Genomic DNA, 20,883 nt, shown 5'->3' with positions numbered 1-20,883 from the left:
AGCTGAAGATAATCGCATGAAAAAAATAGTTATTTTATTGTTTACGTTGGCTACCTCTTTCCCATTATGGGCAGGGGAAGAATCCTGCGGTGTACGTAATTATGCTTTTGAAAATGGTGAAAGTATTTCTTATACCATTTTTTATTCTGTAATTGGGGTATATGTAAATGCAGGTACTGCCAACTTTACTACTGCATTAGAGAAGTTAAATAATAAAGATGTGTACCATGTAGTGGGTACCGGTAGTTCAAACCATAGTTACGACTGGATTTTTAAGGTGCGCGACCGCTACGAAACTTATTTTGACACAGCAACGCTACAGCCGTATAAATTTATCAGAAATGTGGATGAGGGTGGATATAAAACTTATGAAAGCGTAACATTTAACCAGCAAACCAATATTGCCATTACAACCAAGGGTGTTTATAAAGTACCATCCTGTATTCAGGATGTGTTAAGTTCAATTTACTATGCCCGTAATATTGATTTCAGCGGGTATAAAGTAGATGATAAAATTCCTTTTGATATGTTTTTAGACAATCAGGTTTATCCATTATATATCAGGTATTTAGGTAAAGAAGTAATTAAAACCAAATATGGAAAATTCAGAGCCATTAAATTCAGGCCATTATTGGTAAAAGGAACAATTTTTGCCGGTGGTGAAAAAATGAATGTGTGGGTTTCAGACGATCCCAATCATATTCCTTTGCGCATTGAAAGCCCCATTGTAGTGGGTAGTGTGAAGGTAGATATGATGCAATACCGTAATTTACGGTACCCATTAACATCCATGCTGTCTTTCCATTAATGTTATTTATCCCAATTCCTGCAATCGAAATATTTCTTTTTGCCGAATTCCCTTTTCTGTTTGTGAAAGCGTGCAACATTCGTTCTGAATATCGTGTTCAAAAAACAGGATATAGTTTTCAAGCGTAGCTTTTTCTAAGAAATATTTTTTTTCGTTGAGTGTGGTTAATGGAAACATATCATAAGCCATTACATAGGGTAATGGTATATGTGCTATTGATGGTAGCAAATCGGCCATGAAAACAACGGTATGCCCTTTGTATTTAATTTGAGGCAACATCATTTTATCGGTATGTCCATCGGCAAAAATAATTTGGATGTCTGTATGAAAGGGTGCAGGAACAGGGCTGTCAATTTTGCCGGTTTCAATAAATTTTAACTGTCCACTTTCCTGAATGGGTAAAATATTTTCTTTTAAAAAAGAAGCTTTTTCCCGGGCATTGGGCTGTGTGGCCCATTGCCAGTGTGTTGCATTGCTCCAATAGGTTGCATTTTTAAAGGCAGGTACTAATTTGTTGTTTATTATTTCAATGCTTCCTCCACAATGATCAAAATGCAGGTGCGTTAAAAAAACATCAGTAATATCATCTTTATGAAAACCGGCTTTGGCCAACGATTTTTCTAAAGTAGCATCGCCATTTAAATAATAGTGCGAAAAAAATTTTGCATCCTGTTTATTGCCAATACCATTGTCAATTAATATGAGTTGGTTGCCATCTTCAATCAGTAAACAGCGCATCGACCAGTTGCAAAGATTGTTTTCATCAGCTGGGTTTAGTTTTTGCCAAATGGTTTTTGGAACTACCCCAAACATAGCACCGCCATCTAATTTAAAATTGCCGGTATCAATGGTATGTAATTTCATAAAATAAAATGTTTATTTCATCTTCAAATATGCGCTGCCCTGTAATTGTTTATGCAGCAGCAATTACATAATCAGGTTTATTTCTATAAGGTTTTCCGGTAATAATCAGTAACAGAAACAGCATTCCAATAATAAAAAACACCATTAATGCTATGACCGAATTACGCATATTGCCGGTAATTTGTTGTATAAAGCCAAAGCTAAACATACCAATTACAATGGCAATTTTTTCAGTTACATCATAAAAGCTGAAAAATGAGGCAGTATCTTTTGTTTCAGGCATTATTTTAGAATAAGTGGAACGGCTTAACGATTGTATGCCCCCCATTACCAGCCCAACTATACCGGCAATCATATAAAACTGTATTTCAGTAGTTATGAAATAAGCAGCTGCACAAACGCCAATCCAAATTACTATAACAAATAGCAGTACTTTAAAATTACCGAATTTATCTGAAAGCTTTGCCATGAGATAAGCCCCTGCAATGGCTACAATTTGAATTAGCAATATACACAATATTAATTTGCTGGTAGCCATTTGTAAAACCTGACTGCCAAATAATGTTGCAGCTAACATTACGGTTTGAACCCCCATACTGTAAAAGAAAAATGCCAACAGGAATTTTTTTAGAATAGGCAGATGCCTGGCCTGATCCCATACCTTTTTTAATTCGCGAAAGCCGTAGTACAAAAGGTTGTGTTGGGTTGCAGTTTTGCTGACTTTGCTTTTGGGTAGCCAGCTAAAAGTAATTTGTGCAAAACCCATCCACCACAGTCCTACTAATAAGAAAGATAAACGTGGTGCAAAGCCCGCATCTTTTATTCCAAACCATTCGGGTTTTAACACAAAAACAAAGCATACAATTTGCAATAAAACACTTCCAATATAGCCATATGCAAAACCTTTTGCGCTTACATCATCCTGATCTTCTTCTGCTGCAATTTCAGGTAAATAGGCATTGTAAAAAACAAGGCTGCCACAATAGCCTATGGCTGCTAAAATACAACAAATAATTCCTAACGATAATGTGTTTTTGGTAAACCAAAATAAAGTACAGCAAGCCAATGCGCCGAGATAGCAAAAGAATTGCATAAAAGCTTTTTTGTTTCCTTTATAATCTGCAATGGAAGATAAAATAGGAGAGATGAGTGCGATGACAAAATAAGCCAATGCCAAAGCATAATTGTACAACGAGGCACTTTCTATGCTAAACCCTGCAAACTGAATTTTGTGGCTGAGAATATTACCTGCTTTATTTGTGAGGGTGGTAATGGCGTCATAATATGCAGGAAAAATGGTAGAAGTAATTACTAAATTGTAGGCACTATTTGCCCAATCGTACATGGCCCAACCATTAATTACTTTTTTGGAAGCCGTTTGCATGTCATGTTTTTACTTTAAAGGTACAAGAGGTTGGTAATTCGCTAAACCCAGAAAATTGAGCAGAGTTTCATTACAGGTTACCGGTATAAATTAATACCAACACAACAATACCTACAACAATACGGTACCAGCCAAAAAGTTTAAACCCATGTTTTTGTAAATAACTGATGAAAAATTTAATGGCCAGCATAGCCACAATAAAAGCTATAATGTTACCAATGGCCAATAATTGCATATTATGGGTATTGGTAACTACTTCCGGATTTTCTTGCCAGGTTTTAAGCATTTTATAGCCGGTAGCGGCAGCCATGGTGGGTACTGCCAGATAAAATGAAAATTCAGCTGCCAATTTGCGGGTTAGGTTTTGCTGCATGCCGCCAATAATGCTGGCTGCACTTCTGCTTACGCCGGGTATCATCGCCAGGCATTGCCAGATACCAATAATGAATCCTTTTTTATAACTTATTTCAGTTTCGGTGGTAATGGTTTCTTTTCTAAAAAACCGGTCAATAAACAACAACACAATACCGCCTGCTAAAAGGCTTACTGCAACAGTAGTGGGGCTTTCTAATAACAGATCTATTTTATCGGCAAACAATTTTCCTAATACCAATGCAGGTATTACAGCTACAATTAGTTTTACATAAAATTGCCAGCGGCTGAAATCAAAAAATTTTCTCCAATACAATACTACTACTGATAATATTGCTCCTAATTGTATGGCAATTTCGAACATTTTTGTAAATGCATCTTTTTCAATGTGCATCACAGAACTGGCAATAATCATATGGCCGGTAGAAGAAACCGGTAAAAATTCAGTGATGCCTTCTATAATACCCTCAATAATGGCTTGAACTAAATTCATGGACAGGTTTTTGTTGTTTGGTTTAGTAAGGTTTTATTGGCTACAAAGTAGCAGAAAGTAATATTCAGATTTTAAAAAAGCGATGTTCATACATCGCTTTTTTAAAAGTTTTTTTTGATTAAGCTTTTACGTTAGGTTTTTTCAGAATGGCAAAAATTTCTATAATTAAACCTGCAATAATGGTAATGGGTGCAATGGTTACCCGTGTTGTACTATACACTAAGTTGTAATTAAACTGGTTGGGGTTTTCATTCTTACCACCGCTCATTAAAAACATGCCCAGCGCAATAACAACGCCACCAATAATCATCCACTTGTAATTTTCTTTGCCAAATAGGGGAGGCATTTGCTTCGTAATAGCTGTTTTTTTATCTGTCATGATGTTGTATGCATTAATTTAAAGTTGCAATATAGCAAACCCATTCATTTATCTGTGTTAAATGAATATTTTTTTACAGAAAACCGGTTTTAGGTTAGTACAGGTCATCTAACTTCATTTTCAGGTATTTAATCACACTTCTGTGGGTGCTAAATAAAGAAATGCCTACGCCTACCAAAATCATTCCCCCGAATAAAATAAAATTTAGTTTCGTATCATGAATTACTTTTAACTGTGGTACCTGGTTTTCTATCCAGCTAATGATAATAAACAATAATATAATGGCAATTCCGGAACTGATTAATCCGTTTACAATGGCTTTAATATCCATTGGCCGGGCTATAAAACTGCGTGTTGCACCCACCATTTGCATGGTTTTAATCAGGAAACGATTACTGAACATAGCCAGCTTAATGGTATTGTCAATACTAAATATTACAATGAGGCACAAAATACTTGAAATGACTAAAAAAGCAAGTCCAAAACGGGTGGCTTTTTCGTTAATGTTGTTCACCAAATCTTTTGGATATTTTATTTCTGTTATTTGATTGCCAAATAAGGAAATAATATGGGTTGAAATAGCGTCGAGGCTGTCTTTATTCACATAAGCAGCCCGGGCATAAAAGTCAATACTTTCGGGTAATGGATTGGCATCTAAAATCTTTGCCCAGTTTTCATTATTGTCTTTATTCCAAATTTGTTTGGCCTTTTCCTTATCTATATAATCCACATTTTTTGCAAAAGGTTGTGTGGATATATATTGCTGCATTTGGCTAATGGAGTCTTTATTCGCCGTGCGTAAAAAAACCTGCACTTTAATGTCTTCTTTTAAAGCGTTACCTGCCCTTTCAAAATTCAGAAATACCCAACCCATAATACCCATTAACAATAATACCAATGCAACACCTACAATGCTGTTTACATAGTTGGGTTTACTTCTTTTTAAAGATGATTTTTTTTGATGCTCCATACAATTTTTTTAAAACTTCTGTCGGTACAAATGTAGCCTAATCACTTACATTTGCAGCCAGTCAGTTCACTGTAATAGCTGCAAAGTAGTGCAAGATATTTTTTTATGGTTATTTTTTTTGTGTAAAACTCTGCGGTAAGCTACAGTTCATAATACCATTCAGTGTAATGATAACGTTTTTTATTACAAGTTAGTATGATGGAATATAATTTTAAGGAAATAGAGCAAAAGTGGCAACAATACTGGAACAGTGAAAGGGTATATGCAGTTCCCAATCAGTCAGATAAGCCTAAATTTTATGTATTGGATATGTTCCCATATCCCAGCGGTGCCGGTTTGCATGTAGGCCATCCTTTGGGTTATATTGCCAGCGATATTTTTGCACGTTACAAAAGGTTGAAGGGTTTTAATGTATTGCATCCCATGGGATATGATGCGTTTGGGCTTCCTGCAGAACAATATGCTATTGAACATGGTATCCATCCGGCCATTTCAACTGAAAATAATATTCAAAATTTCAGGAATCAGTTAGATAAAATTGGCTTTTGTTTCGATTGGGAAAGAGAAGTAAAAACCTGTGACCCCAGTTATTATAAATGGACGCAATGGATTTTTTTGCAACTATTTAACAGCTTTTTTAACCGTCGGTTGCAAAAAGCGGCGCCTATTGCCACTTTAATTGAAGCTTTTGAAAAAGAAGGCAATACACAACACGAATGTCCCGGTGATGCTGCCTTGCATTTTACCGCTGCCGAATGGAAGCGTTTTTCTTTTGCGGAACAGCAGCAAATTTTAATGCATTATCGCCTGGCTTATTGTGGTTATGGCGAGGTAAACTGGTGTCCTGCTCTGGGTACAGTATTGGCAAACGATGAAGTGGTGAATGGGGTAAGTGAAAGGGGCGGACATCCGGTTGAAAAAAAGAAATTACGCCAGTGGTATTTACGCATTACAGAATATGCCGATCGTTTATTACAAGGTCTGACTACTGTTGATTTTAGTGAAGCCATGAAAGAAATGCAAACCAACTGGATCGGCAAAAGCAGTGGTGCCGAAATTGATTTTGAAATAGAAGGGCAATCTGAAATACTTAGGGTGTATACCACCCGACCCGATACCATTTTTGGTGTTGATTTTATGGTCATTGCTCCTGAATTGCCGTTGGTAAATTCCATTACTACACCCGTACAAAAACAGGCCATTGACGATTATCTGGCATACGTAAAAAGCCGAAGTGATCGGGAGCGGCAAGCCGAAAAAAAGATATCAGGTTGTTTTACCGGTGCTTATGCTATTAACCCATTTAACCAACAACGGATACCAATTTGGGTAGCAGAATATGTACTGGCGGGTTATGGAACCGGTGCTATTATGGCTGTGCCATGCGGCGATGAACGCGATTTTAAATTTGCCCAACATTTCAATATTCCTATTACCAATATTATTGGGAATGCTTTTACCGGAACAGATGCAAACCCTACCAAAGATGCCATATTAACCAATAGCGGTTTCCTTACGGGTATGCCTATGCGTAAAGCCATTGAAGTGATGATTGTTGAATTAGAAACAAGAGGTATTGGCAAAAGAAAAGTGAATTATAAAATGCGTGATGCCGCTTTTAGCCGCCAGCGCTATTGGGGCGAGCCTTTCCCCATACAATGGATGGACGACAATGCTATACCGTTGCCAGAAAATGAACTGCCTTTATTATTGCCTGAAGTAGAAACTTATTCTCCGGGTCCGGAAGGAGAGGGACCATTAGCCAATATTCCTGAATGGGTACAACGCAATTTAGAAACCAATACCATGCCCGGTTATGCCGGAAGTAGCTGGTATTTTTTGCGATACATGGATCCGCATAACACTACTGCTTTTTGTGATAGAAAGATAAGCGATTACTGGGGGCAGGTAGATGTATATGTAGGCGGAACCGAACATGCGGTAGGGCATTTGCTGTATAGCCGAATGTGGACCAAAGCCTTATTTGATTTAGGTTATATTGGCTTTGATGAACCTTTTAAAAAATTAGTGAATCAGGGTATGATACAAGGCAGTAGCCGCTTTGTATATCGAATTCAGGGCACACATACTTTTGTTTCTGCCGGATTGAAGAATCAATACGAAGTAAATGCTTTGCATGTGGATGTATATATGGTAGATGGTGTGGTATTAGATATAACGGCTTTTAAACAATGGCGGAATGGAGAATATGCTAATGCTGAATTTATTTTAGAAGAGGGTAAATACATTTGTGGTGTTGAAGTAGAAAAAATGTCGAAATCTAAATTCAATACCGTGAATCCGGATGATTTGGTGGCGAAATACGGGGCAGACACTTTCCGCATGTACGAAATGTTTTTAGGTCCCGTGGAACAAAGTAAACCCTGGGATACTAAAGGTATTGAAGGCGTTCACCGCTTTATTAAAAAATTGTGGCGTTTGTTTTTTGATGAAGTAAAGGGAACTATGTTGTTGAATGAAGACCCCGCTACGCCACAGCAATTAAAAGTATTACACAAAACCATTAAAAAAATTGAAGAAGATACTGAACGATTTTCATTCAATACCGCCGTTGCGGCATTTATGGTTTGCGTAAATGAATTGAGCGACTTACATACACATAATAAAGCCATTCTGGAACCATTGGTTGTTTTGCTGGCACCCTATGCACCGCATGTAGCAGAAGAATTATGGCATGTGTTAGGTAATGAGGGATCGGTTGTAAATGCGCCTTTCCCGGCATGGAATGCCAGCTATTTAACAGAATCTGCAAAAGAATATCCGGTAAGCATCAATGGTAAATTAAGAACCACCATTTCTTTTTCGCTTACTGCTACACAGGATGAAGTAGAGCAGGTTACCTTGCAAAATGAAGTAGTAAAAAAATGGACAGAAGATAAGCCCATTAAAAAATTCATTTTTGTAAAAGGTAAAATGATTAATGTGGTGGTGTAGGTATATTTAGTGCATCATTACTAATTTTTTAATGGCCATAATGGTGCCGGTATGCAATCCTTCATGAAAAGGAAGAAATTGTATGGCATCTGAAATGCTGCTTAAGGTAACGCCATAGCGGGTTTGGAATGTTTCGTATTGAGAAAACAGATGCTCCGCTAAATCCGCATTCAGTTGATGTAATGAATCGATCATTGTTTGTTTTATGCGTACAATTTCTTGTTCATCCCATTGCTTTTCTGGTTTGCTACCTCCCTTAAATTGTAATATAATAGATTCATCTACCACCGGTTTAAGTCCGGAACGTATATAACAAAGCCCTTGCTGTGCCGCAATTAAGTGGCCAAAATTCCAAATAATATTATTGTTAAACCCATTGGGTATTGTATTGAGTTGTACAACCGATAAAGGTTCACACATTTCAATTAAGTATTTTCTGATATTTACTATGTTTTGAATAACAGAATTCATGTTGTTTATTTTTTATTTAAAAGCTATTTGTCTATTACCATTGTTGCAATAGAATGGGGTAGGCTAACTAATTGTGTGGCAGCACCATGAATCCATAAATGGTATTGTATGGCCTTATTGGTTGGGTTCATCACAATAACAGCCAAGCTGCCATCCTGATTTTCAAATGCAGTAGTTTCTAACTGGTCTCTGTTCGATGAACTGATAATTCTCCTGGCACCCGGATGCACAAATTTTGAAAACTGCCCCAAATAATAATAGCTGTTGGTGTATAGCAGTTTTCCGGTTCGGGTATCGGCATGTATGGGCGCAAAACAAAAATTACCAACATGGTTAGGGCCTCCTTTTTCATCTAATAAAATATTCCAGTCGGTCCAGGCTACTGTTCCATTATTAAAATCATTGATGAGTGAGTGTCCATAACGTTCACCCAGGCTCCAGTCATTGATTCTGTCATAACTAAATTTTTCAATGCAACCTTCTGTAAACATTAAATATTTATTTGGGTAGGCTTCGTGTACCCTTTGTTCATTTAAAAATTCCATACCACTGCCTGTCCATGTTTCGTACCAGTGATACCCAATACCCCAAACATATTTGGCTGCTTCCGGGTCATCCAATACTGTGCTGGCACGTTGGTACAATAAATCACGATTGTGATCCCATATAATCAGCTTTTTATCACCAAGGCCACTCCGCTGTAATGCGGGTCCTAAATAACCTTTCACAAAATCTCTTTCTGCTTCAGCACTGTAAATACAGGATTCCCAGGTTTGCCTGGCCATGGGCTCATTTTGCACTGTAAGACCCCAAACAGGAATACCATCCGCTTCATAAGCTTTTATAAATTTTACATAATACTGTGCCCAGGCTTTCCTGAAATTATTTTTCAGGTGGCCGCCTTCTACCATGCTGTTATTATCTTTCATCCAGGCTGGTGGCGACCATGGCGAAACAAATAAATGCAATTTGTTGCCGGTTGCTTTTGCTGCAGCTTTAATCAACGGCATTTTATAAGTTTTATCATGTGCAATTGAAAAGGTAGATAAACTGCTATCATTATTAGCAACATAGGTATAACTGTCACTGCTAAAATCGCAACTGTTAATATTGGTGCGTCCCATAGTATAACCAATGCCTTTTGTTGGATTGTAGTAGGCATCGAGCAATTCTTGTCTGGTAGCTTCAGGCAGTTTATAAAATGTTTCTGCAGCAGCATCGGTAATAGCACCTCCAAATCCAATTACTTTTTGAAACTGTTTCCCGGGGTCTACAAAAACACATACCTGTGTTTCAACCGGCTGATCCATTGGTGAAAATGTTAAGGTATCGGTTGCCGATATTCTGTAACGGGTGCCTTCTGCAGTGGTGTATACAATCACTTTCTTCGCGTTGTATGAATGTGCTTTTGGCGCAGGTTGCGTAGCAGGAATCTTGATAAAACCAATACCTGCTATTGCAGCAAATATGCATGTAATCAATACTTTCATATGGTGTTACATTTTTTTGTTCCTACTTAATGTTTTGCTATCCGTGTTTGTTGTGATAGTACACGAAGAATAACAGATTCAAAACGACTATTTTTGATGCGTATTTTTTAAAACAAGAAAATTTTTAAAAGAATTGTTTTGGAAAGGTACATTCAAATGAAATAAAGCAAAGTTTTTTTTATAATTTCTTTCATTGTTGTCCGACTAAAATTGTAAAATAATGGTTAAAACCCTTTACAGAACCATATTTCAGTCGATTTCAAAAGATGGGGCACTCCCTCCAATTTTGAAACAATCATTTTTTAGCCTGTAATTCTTTACAGCAAAGTATTACAGCAATTTTTAAGTTAAGTTTTGCCAGACAATAATGAATTTCTTTATTAAAATTTCATGAACACCTTTGAACAGTTGAGCTGTTCATTTGCAGAAATGTAGCTTCTTTAAAATTGCAAAACTTATGTTACAATAAAATGCTGATAATATTTGGAATGAAATGATATCCGAATAAATGTATTTTGATAAAAAAATAATCATGGTTACATTTGATGTTGGGGGATAGCCGAAATACACTTTAAAATGCTAATATATGCTTCGGGTTAGGCGAAAAAATATATTGCTATTTTTGGGCATTGAAATAATTGTGTATTTGTGTAGGGCCATCGATTCAATCAGCTGGAAGAATGCTTACAAATGCATCAACAATTTCAATTTTCCCCACAATTCATTGTCAAAACCGGAAACGGAAAACTGGCTGCTATCAGCGGCATTGCCCATTCTTATAATAACTAATTGCTGTGAGGGTACTACATAAATTTTCTGATCGTTTTTACCCAATGCTGCATACATATCTGTAGGGGCATTGGGAATGATTGCAGTAGGAAATACAGTTTGCAGGGATGGCAACATGCAACTCCTTTTTCCATTTAGCCATGTTAAATACCCGTAGCTCAGATTTAAATTTTGCGAAGTATTGATTTGTTGATGAAAATAAACGCTATCACCTAATACAGGTATATTACCCCAGTTGCCTTTATTCAATAGCAATAACCCAAATTTAGCCATGCTTCTGGCATTGCTATAATATACGTTATTTGAATTGGGTATTTTTATCCATGTGCCATTCATTCCAATTTTACCGCTTATTTTTTGTTGAAAGTAACTGTTGAATGGCATACCCGATACATTGGCAATTACCTGATCTAACAAAGTGTATGCGCCGGTATGATAAGCCCATCTCGTTCCTGCATCGGCTTTATAAATTAGGCAGGATGGCAAGGTGCAGTAATTATCGGGTACATCATCATCTAAACCGGTGGTCATGGTTAACTGATGGCGAATGGTAATTTTGTTTTCTTTGTCAATAGGGGCTCTTGTCCATCCCGTGCCTAAATATTTTGATGAAATGTCATTGATATTTAATAGCCCTTCTCTTTGTGCAATTCCCACCAATAAGCCTGTCATGGTTTTACCTGCCGATGCCCAATACCATAAGCTGTCTGCCGTAAAACTTCCAAAATATTGTTCTGTAACGATTTTGCCGTTTTTTAAAATAATAAAGGCTTTGGTATTTTTACTTTGCAAGTAAGGATACAAATTATTCAGTGCTGTATTATCCCAACCTAATGTAGCCGGCGCAATGGTTTCCCATGTGCTGCTATTCACCGGTGGAAAGTATAAACTGTCTGAATGTGAACCTGTAGCAGGGGGGACATTTTTTTTATGGCATCCCGTTGCAATGAACAGGCACAGCATTACTGTTACGAATTGAAAATTTATTTTCATATACTTAAGCTATGGTTGGGTTTGACTGTAATGTAATGAAAACGTTTAATCTGTATAGGCAATTGAAATGTATTTTATTTATCCGTATGCATACCAATATACATGGTAGGCCATATTATATGCAAACAAAATTGATGGATATCAAATAAACCGGCAGCTACATTAAAATCGTATTCATTTTTCGCTTTACCGCATAACTTCGGTTGGTAACCATTGCAACTGCCATGTTGAAATATTGCCTTATACTTTTATTAGCCTTGCTATGCATTAATAGGTTGGTGGCACAAAAAAAGAATGCCGCTTATCGTTACACGATGCATAAAATTCACACACCCATACAAATTGACGGTGTAATGAATGAACCGGCCTGGCAACAGGCACAAGTAGCTAAAAACTTTTTTATGGTGTTACCCATGGATACCAGCTTAGCCAATGTTCCCACCGAAGTGCGGATGGTGTATGATGATCATAATATTTATATTCTTGCTATTTGTTACAATACAAGGAAAGGCCCCAATATGGTAGAATCGTTGCACCGCGATTTTAACTTTCAGAAAAATGATAATTTCATTTTCTTTTTAGATCCTTTCGATGACCAAACCAACGGATTTACTTTTGGTGCCAATGCCGATGGTGCCCAATGGGATGGTGCCATGTATGAAGGCGGAAAAGTGGATTTGAATTGGGATAACAAATGGGTGTCTGTTGTAAAGAATTATAAAAACCGTTGGGTTTTTGAAGCAGCCATTCCTTTTAAAAGTATTCGTTATAAAAACGGCATTAAAGAATGGGGTATTAACTTCAGCAGGAACGATTTAAAGGCAGCAGAAAAATCGAGTTGGACGCCTATTCCACGTCAGTTCCCTACAGCCTCGCTCGCCTATACCGGTATTCTTGAATTAGACTCAGCTGCACCCTTGTATAAAAAAAACATATCTGTTATTCCTTATACATTAACCAACTGGCAGAAGGATTATACCAACAATACCAATGGCGTATTGAGCCAGCGTTTTGGTTTAGATGCCAAAATATCTGTAACCCCTGCATTGAACCTTGACCTTACCATACATCCCGATTTTTCGCAGGTGGAAGTTGATCAACAAGTAACCAATTTAAGCAGGTTTGAATTGTTTTTTCCGGAGAAACGGCAATTCTTTTTAGAAAACAGCGACCTTTTTGGTGATTTTGGTTTCAGCGGCATACAGCCTTTCTTTTCAAGAAGGGTTGGTTTGGATGCGCCTATTAATGCAGGTGCCCGCTTAAGTGGTAAACTCAATAAAGACTGGCGTGTTGGTGCCATGGATATGGAAACACAGCAATTACCCGGGGTATATCTTCCCAATCAAAATTTTTCGGTTGTTTCTTTGCAGCGGCGTGTTTTCCAACGGTCGAGCATTGGCGTAATTTATGTTGATAAAACTTCTATTGGCTACCATCCCGGCAATGATACCACAAAACCCATTTACTCGTTGTATAACCGCAATTTTGGATTGCAATACAACCTCGCATCACCCAATAATGTATGGACGGGTAAGGCTTTTGTGCTCAAATCACTTAGTCCGGGCAAATCGGGCGATGCTATTTCCCATGCAGCTAATCTGGCCTATAATAGCCGTAAGTGGAGTGTTATTGGGGAATATGAATATGTAGGCAAAAATTATACGGCAGAAACAGGCTATGTTCCCCGCACCGGTTATGTTCGGTTCAACCCTCAAATAATTCGATATTTTTTTCCAAAGGGTGGCAGCATTTTAAGTCATGGCCCTCAATTCAACCTGTCGTACTATTTTGATGAAAAAATGCACCGAACCGATTATGAAAACAGTTTTCTATACCTGATTACATTTCGTAACCGGTTGAGTATAGATGCTTATGCAGCGCAAGATTATGTGCAACTATTGCAACCCTTCGATCCAACCAATACCGGTAAAGATTCATTGGCTATTGGAACCATACACAAATGGAATACGGTTGGCTTTGATATAAATTCGCAACCACAAAAATTATTTACTTATGCATTCTCGGTACGTTACGGCGGGTATTATACTTCCGGAACACATTTGGCCATTAATTCAACCATTGGCTATCGCTTTCAGCCTTATGTTAATATGAATATGAACTTTAGTTATAATTACCTGCAATTGCCTGCTCCATGGGGTAATACGCCGTTTTATTTAGTGGGGCCGCGTATTGACGTAACTTTCACCAATAACTTATATTTCACTACCTATATTCAATACAACAATCAGTTGAATAACCTGAACATTAACAGCCGATTGCAGTGGCGCTATAAACCGGCATCCGACTTATTTCTGGTATATACCGATAATTATTATCCGGCCCCGTTTATGGTAAAAAACAGAGAGCTGGCTTTAAAATTTAATTACTGGTGGAATTTGTAATATTTTTTTCATACAGCCGCATCATTCATTTTATTTGCATATATCTTTCAGCACCTTCCATACGTTTGCTGCTACTACCATAGCGCCTGCTGCATTGGGGTGAATGCCATCATTCTGGTTCAGTGCAGGGTTGCCACCAACCCCTTCTAACAGAAATGGGATGAGTGCAATATGATTTTTAGCCGCCAGTTTCGGATAAATGGCTTCAAAAGTATGGGTATAGGTTTGCCCCAGATTGGGCGGTAGCTGCATGCCTGCCAGCACAATAGCGGCTGATGGATATTTTTCTTTTACCCGATCAATAATATCCTGCAAATTTTTTTCAGTAGCAGTTAATGGAATACCCCGCAATCCGTCATTGCCGCCCAGTTCCAACACAAAAACATCCATCGGCTGCCGTAAAATCCAATCAATGCGGCTTAAGCCACCTGCTGTAGTTTCGCCACTTACACCGGCATTTACTACCTGATAGGGCAAATGTAAAGCGTCTATTTTTTGTTGTATTAATGCAGGAAATGCTTGCGAAGGATCTAATCCATATCCGGCTGTAAGGCTGTTGCCAAAAAATACAATGATTTTTTGTTTTACCGTGGTGGGTATTGGTGCTGGTTTATTTAGGGTATCTTTTTGCTGCTGTTTGTTCCCGGTTTTGTTTTGGTTACAAGCTGCCACCCAAACAATTAAAAATAGCTGAATGTAAAACAATATCTTTTTCATAAAGTTGTAGCTGTAGTATATAGTTGTACGAATTTAAATTTAGATTGTCGGTAATTTTATAAAAAATCTTTTGAATGTACAGTGCATCTCACTAACCGGGCACTGTTCCTTTATTGAATTTTGTTTGAGCAAGTTAAATCAAAATACATGGAAACCATTCTTCAGTTGCAACAAGTAGGTAAAACATATAAAAGTGGCAATCAAACATTAGCAGTGTTAGAGCATATCAGTTTTTCTGCAGAAGCCGGCACTACTTTATCAATTGTTGGTCCCTCCGGCAGTGGTAAAACAACGCTGCTGGGCTTGTGTGCCGGACTCGATCACCCTTCTTCCGGCAGCATTGTACTGCACCAGCAACGTCTCGAAAGTTTAGATGAAGATCAATTGGCTGCCATCAGAAATCAATATGTGGGTTTTATTTTTCAAAACTTTCAGTTAATGCCTACATTAACCGCATTGGAAAATATAATGGTGCCATTGGAATTAAGGGGCGAAAAGCAGGTAAAAAAGCGTTCATTAGAACTATTATATAAAGTTGGGCTGGCGGACAGGGCCCATCATTACCCAGCACAACTGAGTGGGGGCGAGCAACAGCGCATTGCTATTGCCCGTGCCTTTGCTAACCAGCCAGCCATTTTATTTGCCGATGAACCTACCGGTAATCTGGATGCAGAAACCAGCGAAATGATTGTGAACCTTCTTTTCAATTTGAATAAAGAATCCGGTACTACATTGGTATTGGTAACGCATGATATTGAACTGGCATCAAAAACGCAACGTATTATTCGCCTGAAAGGCGGAAAAATTGAATCAGATATAGTTACGGCAATGGCTAAACGTTGATTTACCAGCTTAAATATTGAAAGATGCATCTTAATCTGCAATCATGAACCAAAATACTTCACAAATAGTAACACATCACCCAAACAAAAACAGTTTCCGGCCGGGCTGGTTGTTGTGCATGGCCTGGCGGGATAGCCGGCGCAGCCGCTCCCGGTTGCTGCTCTTTGTATCTTCTGTAATTGTTGGCATAGCTTCCCTGGTAGCCATTTATTCATTGGGTAATAATTTGAATGATGAAGTAAACAACCAGGCTGCGGCTTTGTTGGGCGCCGATGTTAAAATAACTTCTAATCAGCCACTCACCCCCGCTATACAGCAGTTGGTAGATTCTTTACGCCATAGCAGCAATTATTCGGAAGAAAGAAATTTTGCATCGATGGTGTTGTTTAAAAAAAATAACGGTATCCGTTTGGTGCAGGTAAGGGCATTACAAGGCAGCTTTCCTTATTATGGTGCTTTAGAAACTGATCCTGCCAATGCGGGCATTGCTTTCCGTACTCAGCAACGGGCATTGGTAGACGCCACTTTAATGCTACAATATGGAGCAAACATTGGTGACTCTATTCAGGTGGGTACAGTCACTTTTGCTATTGCAGGAAAATTATTGAATGCCCCCGGACAAACAGGTTTTTCTGCTGCAATTGCCCCCATTGTATACTTACCCTTGCAATATATACAGCAAACCGGCCTGCTGCAAAAAGGCAGTCGCGTTAGTTATCAGTATTATTTTCATTTTAAACAAACAGCAAATATTGAAAAATGGGCTGAAGCAGTGCGCCCCCGATTGGAAGCCAACGATTGTGCTATTGAAACCGTTGAAACGCAAAAAGAAAATACCGGACGAACGTTTACTGATCTTACGCGCTTCCTATCCTTAGTGGGTTTTATTGCTTTGTTATTGGGTTGCACGGGTGTGGCCAGTGCCGTGCATGTGTATGTAAAAGAAAAAATAAATACCATTGCTGTATTGCGTTGTCTGGGTGTAAAAGCATCGCAGGCTTTTACCATATTTTTGATTCAGATTACTGGTATTGGATTGCTGGGTTCTGCCATTGGTGCGGCATTGGGCATTGTTTTACAACAGTTTTTACCCTTTGTTCTAAGCAATTTTTTGCCGGTACACATCAGTACTGCCATCTCCTGGACGGCAGTAGGGCAGGGCATGTTGCTGGGAGTACTGATATCTGTTTTATTTGCACTCTTGCCTTTGTTGTCTATCCGCAACATATCACCACTCAATGCAATTCGAGTTGCTTATGAACCCACACAACGTAAAAATGATTTTTCCGGATGGTGGGTATATGTATTGATTGTATTATTTGTGTATGGTTTTACGTATGTACAAATACAGGAATGGAAACAGGCACTTCAATTTACAATCGGTATCGGTATGGCATTGCTGGTATTAACTTCCATTGCCCGATTACTGATGTGGATGGTACGGTGTTTTTTTCCTTCCTCGTGGAATTATGTTGTGCGACAGGCGTTGGCAAATTTATACCGGCCCAATAACCAAACTACATTATTAATGGTAGCCATTGGGCTGGGTACGGCCTTCATCAGTATCTTGTTTTTTGTGCAGTCTATCTTAATGAACCGGCTCAATCTATCATCCGGTACCAACCAACCCAATATTGTTTTGTTTGATATACAAAGCAGCCAAAAACAAGGCGTAGGCAATGTTGCAGCCACTTACCATTTGCATGTAAATGCGTTTGTGCCTGTTGTAAACATGCGTGTGGCAGCATTGAATGTTATCAAGGCTGCTCAGGCTTTAACTGATACCAGCGGTAAACTGCCCCGTGGTTTATTCAGAAGAGAATACCGCGTTACTTACCGCGATTCATTAACAGCTTCTGAAAAAATAGTAGCGGGCAAATGGGTGGGCGTTGCCAACGGTAACGGCCTGCCGTATATTTCAATGGAAGAAAATTTTGCCAAAAGAAATAAAGTGCATTTGGGCGATACCCTTACATTTAATGTGCAGGGGGTACCCATACCAACCATTGTAGGCAGCCTACGACAGGTAAATTGGGGGGGTATGCAAACCAATTTTTTAGTGCTGTTTCCCAAAGGCGTGTTAGAATCTGCTCCGCAATTTTGGGTATTGCTCACCAAAGTGCCCACCCAACAGGTATCTGCGCAGTTCCAACAGGCTATTGTGCAGCAATTCCCCAATGTATCTATCATTGATTTGGCCTTAGTATTACAAATACTCAACGACCTTATCAGTAAAATTGGTTTTGTTGTTCGCTTTATGGCAGGCTTAAGTATCAGCACCGGTATTGTGGTATTCATTGCATCTGTATTCATGAGTAAATACCAGCGCATACGCGAAACTGTATTGTTGCGTACACTGGGTGCCAGCCGCAAACAAATATTTGCTATTACCGCATTGGAATATTTTTTCCTCGGTATACTGGCTGCCATTACCGGTATATTGTTAGGATTGGCTGCCGGTTGGGTATTGGCAAAATATACTTTTGAAACTGCTTTTCATCTGCAACTGTTACCCATTATCATATTGGTATTGATGGTTTGTTTACTAACGGTAGGCATTGGTTTAATCAATAGCCGTGGTATTGTAAAACGTTCTCCGTTAGAGGTATTGAGGAATGAAGTGTAGTGAATGGGTGTTGGGTGTTGGTCTTTAGTCTTTGGTGGATTACATTGTAAATCATCTATTTGTTATTGATTCAGGCATGCTTTACTGCAAATGATGCAATGGTTTGGTAAACTCAAAATAGACACAACATAACTTATTATTGTAATGGAACACACTGGCTTTACAGCTTTTGTTTGACGAACAAACTCAATGCTGATAAATAGTTTACAAAAACGGTGTACACGAACGCCAGCCTATAGCGGTTTAGCAAAATTGGCGGTTCAGTGCTTTGTATCAACATTTGTAGTGAAAATCGCCATCTTCGGTAACCCTAATAACGTTATACGCCAATCATCATCTTCTCACTTCCACCTAAAACTATTAATCAGGTGTTTCATATCTTCTACCAAAAAGCGGTTAACGGGGGCTAATGAGTCCTGGTTGGGTGTGGCATCAAAGTAAAGGGCACCTCTTAAAAAATGATGGGTAGAGTCGGTTAAAAAAAACTGGTTGGCTGTGGCTACATTGCCGCCTACTTTAAAAAACATGCCATGTACGCCATTGGGGGTTACCATGAGCGAATCATCAATAGAATAGGCTTTTTCGCTGTGTTTGTTGGTAAGGGTAAAAGCATCATTCACCAATTTCTGAAAACTGTTGGGGCCAATGGCTTTGTAGCTTATATAAATGCGTCCGTTAAATTGCGGAAAGTCAATATTAATCCACCAGGGATTTTCCGTTTTTCCGCCCAAAAAAGTAGAGTCTTTTACCACCCGTGCATATACCGGATATTCAAAGGTATACGGGTAACCGGGCTGATTAAAAGTTTGGTATTGGTGTTGGGGAAAATTGATTTTATAATAACTTCTTGGTTTGGGTACAAAGGGACTATTGCAGGCAAAAGCGACAAAAGCAAAACAAATAGCGATAATGGCTTTGTGTTGTTGGAAAAACGGCATGTTATTTGGGTATAAAAATGGTAAAACTACAGTTGGTCATCATCAGATACTTTACTGATGGTTACTTTAATTTTGTTGATTCTTGTTTTCTCTACTTCCAGCATCATAAAATCAAATCCGGGAATGGAAACCACCTGGCCTTTTCTGGGAATTTCACCTGCAATTTCCAATATTAATCCGGCTAATGAATCACTTTCTCCTTTTAATGCATCAAATGTATCAACCGGCAGTTGCATAATTTTGCATACATCATTAATCATGATTTTACCTTCAAATATGTAGTTGTAATCATCTAATTTTCGGTAGCCATATTCTTCTTCATCAAATTCATCTTTAATATCTCCAATAATTTCTTCCAGAATATCTTCTAAAGTAACAATGCCACTGGTGCCGCCAAATTCATCTACCACAATAGCAAAATGTATACGCCTGCTTTGAAATTCGCGTAATAAATCTTCAATCATTTTATGCTCATGCACAAAATAGGGAGGAGAGATGAGGTTATGCCACTCGAATGTATCGGGTTCATTTAAAAATGGCAACAAATCTTTGGTGCGCAATATGCCTACTACTTCATCCAAATCTTCTTTGTATACGGGCACCCGGCTGTAACTCATATCGGCAACCGATTGCAGCAATGCATGAAAGCTGGTATTGTATTCTACACCATGTACTTCTAAACGGGCTTTCATGATTTGCTTTACAGTAATATTGCCAAATTTTATAATTCCTTTTAAAATGTTTTTTTCATTTTCATTGGTGCCCGATTTGGTAATTTCAATGGCATGGTACAATTCATCGCTGGTAATGCTGCCTGTTTTTTGGGCTAATCTTCTTTCAATAATATCTGAATATTTTACCAGCACATTGCTTAAGCGTTTGCAGATGTAATGAATGAATTCAATGAGTGGTGCTACTTCTTTGGCAAAGCGAATATTGTTTTGCGTGGCCAAAATTTTAGGCATTACTTCACCAAACAATAATAACACGGCGGTTACAATTACTACTTTGATTAAAAATTCTATCCAGATATTGGTAACCAAAAATGCAGGGTGGTAATTCAGCAACCATTCATCAATACTAATATTGAAAATGATAATAATGGCTATATCAATAAAGCTGTTGGCAATGAGTAAGGAGGCTAATAGTTTTTTAGGCTCAGTTAGCAGATGAATAATTTTTTTGTAGGAAGGATTTTGTTTGGTTTTGAGCAAATTGATGTCTTTTTGCTTCAGCGAAAAAAAAGCCGCCTCTGCCCCACTTACAAAAAATGAAATGACCAATAAAATAAAAAGCAAAATAATTAATGCTATACTGCCCTGCGGAATGGCTGCATTTAGTATGGTAAACGGATAAAATGCCGGGTGATGATCCAAAATATTTTATTTT

At 38.2% G+C, this 20,883-nt stretch carries 16 protein-coding genes; 5 read left to right on the top strand and 11 right to left on the bottom strand.

Translation table 11 applies throughout. The features are described 5' to 3' along the window. The first annotated feature begins 16 nt into the window (after positions 1-16). Positions 17-808: a DUF3108 domain-containing protein gene (locus EO766_RS06000; protein ID WP_074421017.1), complete on the top strand. Its 792-nt coding sequence runs from the start codon at positions 17-19 to the stop codon at positions 806-808. Positions 809-814: 6 nt separating this feature from the next. Here the strand turns inward: EO766_RS06000 and EO766_RS05995 are convergent, their stop codons facing one another. The 5 genes from EO766_RS05995 to EO766_RS05975 all read right to left on the bottom strand — a co-directional run bounded on the left by EO766_RS05995 (position 815) and on the right by EO766_RS05975 (position 5,270). After that, a complete protein-coding gene (locus EO766_RS05995) occupies positions 815-1,672 on the bottom strand; it encodes an MBL fold metallo-hydrolase (RefSeq protein WP_074421007.1) in 858 nt (285 codons plus the stop codon). Between the two features lie 49 nt (positions 1,673-1,721). After that, complete coding sequence (locus EO766_RS05990) at positions 1,722-3,056, bottom strand: MFS transporter (RefSeq protein WP_074421006.1); 1,335 nt, start codon at positions 3,054-3,056, stop codon at positions 1,722-1,724. Between the two features lie 70 nt (positions 3,057-3,126). Beyond that, entirely contained in the window at positions 3,127-3,921 is a 795-nt protein-coding gene (locus EO766_RS05985; protein ID WP_074421005.1) for an undecaprenyl-diphosphate phosphatase, read from the bottom strand. Positions 3,922-4,039: 118 nt separating this feature from the next. After that, positions 4,040-4,300, bottom strand: a complete 261-nt coding sequence (locus EO766_RS05980; RefSeq protein ID WP_074421004.1) for a DUF3098 domain-containing protein — start codon at positions 4,298-4,300, stop codon at positions 4,040-4,042. 94 nt (positions 4,301-4,394) lie between these two features. Next, complete coding sequence (locus EO766_RS05975) at positions 4,395-5,270, bottom strand: cell division protein FtsX (protein WP_074421003.1); 876 nt, start codon at positions 5,268-5,270, stop codon at positions 4,395-4,397. Positions 5,271-5,465: 195 nt separating this feature from the next. Between EO766_RS05975 and leuS the strand changes: the two genes are divergently transcribed. Beyond that, entirely contained in the window at positions 5,466-8,225 is a 2,760-nt protein-coding gene (gene leuS / locus EO766_RS05970) for a leucine--tRNA ligase (protein WP_502697230.1), read from the top strand. A 6-nt stretch (positions 8,226-8,231) separates the two neighbouring features. Here leuS and EO766_RS05965 read toward each other — a convergent pair whose 3' ends face one another. From EO766_RS05965 to EO766_RS05955, 3 genes are all read right to left on the bottom strand, one after another. Then, positions 8,232-8,696 (bottom strand): DinB family protein, encoded by a 465-nt coding sequence (locus tag EO766_RS05965; RefSeq protein ID WP_074419609.1) that lies wholly within the window; start codon positions 8,694-8,696, stop codon positions 8,232-8,234. Positions 8,697-8,719: 23 nt separating this feature from the next. Next, positions 8,720-10,186: a glycoside hydrolase family 30 protein gene (locus tag EO766_RS05960; RefSeq protein WP_218330536.1), complete on the bottom strand. Its 1,467-nt coding sequence runs from the start codon at positions 10,184-10,186 to the stop codon at positions 8,720-8,722. Positions 10,187-10,870: 684 nt separating this feature from the next. Next, complete coding sequence (locus tag EO766_RS05955) at positions 10,871-11,968, bottom strand: serine hydrolase domain-containing protein (protein WP_228733091.1); 1,098 nt, start codon at positions 11,966-11,968, stop codon at positions 10,871-10,873. A 314-nt stretch (positions 11,969-12,282) separates the two neighbouring features. Between EO766_RS05955 and EO766_RS05950 the strand changes: the two genes are divergently transcribed. Then, positions 12,283-14,370 carry a carbohydrate binding family 9 domain-containing protein gene (locus tag EO766_RS05950; RefSeq protein WP_287100799.1) on the top strand — a complete coding sequence of 696 codons (2,088 nt, stop codon included), beginning with the start codon at positions 12,283-12,285 and terminating at the stop codon, positions 14,368-14,370. A gap of 30 nt (positions 14,371-14,400) precedes the next feature. Here the strand turns inward: EO766_RS05950 and EO766_RS05945 are convergent, their stop codons facing one another. Further along, the gene (locus EO766_RS05945) at positions 14,401-15,087 is read right to left on the bottom strand and encodes an arylesterase (protein ID WP_287100798.1); all 687 of its coding nucleotides are present in this window, start codon (positions 15,085-15,087) and stop codon (positions 14,401-14,403) included. A gap of 147 nt (positions 15,088-15,234) precedes the next feature. Between EO766_RS05945 and EO766_RS05940 the strand changes: the two genes are divergently transcribed. Continuing rightward, positions 15,235-15,930 carry an ABC transporter ATP-binding protein gene (locus EO766_RS05940; RefSeq protein WP_218330534.1) on the top strand — a complete coding sequence of 232 codons (696 nt, stop codon included), beginning with the start codon at positions 15,235-15,237 and terminating at the stop codon, positions 15,928-15,930. 43 nt (positions 15,931-15,973) lie between these two features. Next, positions 15,974-18,556, top strand: a complete 2,583-nt coding sequence (locus tag EO766_RS05935; RefSeq protein WP_287100797.1) for an ABC transporter permease — start codon at positions 15,974-15,976, stop codon at positions 18,554-18,556. Between the two features lie 341 nt (positions 18,557-18,897). Here EO766_RS05935 and gldD read toward each other — a convergent pair whose 3' ends face one another. Both gldD and gldE read right to left on the bottom strand, forming a co-directional pair. Continuing rightward, entirely contained in the window at positions 18,898-19,494 is a 597-nt protein-coding gene (gene gldD, locus EO766_RS05930) for a gliding motility lipoprotein GldD (RefSeq protein WP_074419704.1), read from the bottom strand. Between the two features lie 26 nt (positions 19,495-19,520). Then, positions 19,521-20,870 carry a gliding motility-associated protein GldE gene (gldE, locus tag EO766_RS05925; protein WP_287100796.1) on the bottom strand — a complete coding sequence of 450 codons (1,350 nt, stop codon included), beginning with the start codon at positions 20,868-20,870 and terminating at the stop codon, positions 19,521-19,523. Positions 20,871-20,883: the final 13 nt, after the last annotated feature.

Source organism: Hydrotalea sp. AMD, from assembly GCF_004100315.1.
Lineage (GTDB): Bacteria > Bacteroidota > Bacteroidia > Chitinophagales > Chitinophagaceae > Hydrotalea > Hydrotalea flava.
Note: the sequence above shows the minus strand (reverse complement) of the source record. Positions and strands in the feature narration are given on the sequence as shown.

Bases quoted from the DNA above. Each gene is read 5' to 3' on its own strand.
- EO766_RS06000 (WP_074421017.1), top strand. From the start codon at position 17: ATGAAAAAAATAGTTATTTTATTGTTTACGTTGGCTACCTCTTTCCCA.
- EO766_RS05995 (WP_074421007.1), bottom strand. From the start codon at position 1,672: ATGAAATTACATACCATTGATACCGGCAATTTTAAATTAGATGGCGGT.
- EO766_RS05990 (WP_074421006.1), bottom strand. From the start codon at position 3,056: ATGCAAACGGCTTCCAAAAAAGTAATTAATGGTTGGGCCATGTACGAT.
- EO766_RS05985 (WP_074421005.1), bottom strand. From the start codon at position 3,921: ATGAATTTAGTTCAAGCCATTATTGAGGGTATTATAGAAGGCATCACT.
- EO766_RS05980 (WP_074421004.1), bottom strand. From the start codon at position 4,300: ATGACAGATAAAAAAACAGCTATTACGAAGCAAATGCCTCCCCTATTT.
- EO766_RS05975 (WP_074421003.1), bottom strand. From the start codon at position 5,270: ATGGAGCATCAAAAAAAATCATCTTTAAAAAGAAGTAAACCCAACTAT.
- leuS (WP_502697230.1), top strand. From the start codon at position 5,466: ATGATGGAATATAATTTTAAGGAAATAGAGCAAAAGTGGCAACAATAC.
- EO766_RS05965 (WP_074419609.1), bottom strand. From the start codon at position 8,696: ATGAATTCTGTTATTCAAAACATAGTAAATATCAGAAAATACTTAATT.
- EO766_RS05960 (WP_218330536.1), bottom strand. From the start codon at position 10,186: ATGAAAGTATTGATTACATGCATATTTGCTGCAATAGCAGGTATTGGT.
- EO766_RS05955 (WP_228733091.1), bottom strand. From the start codon at position 11,968: ATGAAAATAAATTTTCAATTCGTAACAGTAATGCTGTGCCTGTTCATT.
- EO766_RS05950 (WP_287100799.1), top strand. From the start codon at position 12,283: ATGCATAAAATTCACACACCCATACAAATTGACGGTGTAATGAATGAA.
- EO766_RS05945 (WP_287100798.1), bottom strand. From the start codon at position 15,087: ATGAAAAAGATATTGTTTTACATTCAGCTATTTTTAATTGTTTGGGTG.
- EO766_RS05940 (WP_218330534.1), top strand. From the start codon at position 15,235: ATGGAAACCATTCTTCAGTTGCAACAAGTAGGTAAAACATATAAAAGT.
- EO766_RS05935 (WP_287100797.1), top strand. From the start codon at position 15,974: ATGAACCAAAATACTTCACAAATAGTAACACATCACCCAAACAAAAAC.
- gldD (WP_074419704.1), bottom strand. From the start codon at position 19,494: ATGCCGTTTTTCCAACAACACAAAGCCATTATCGCTATTTGTTTTGCT.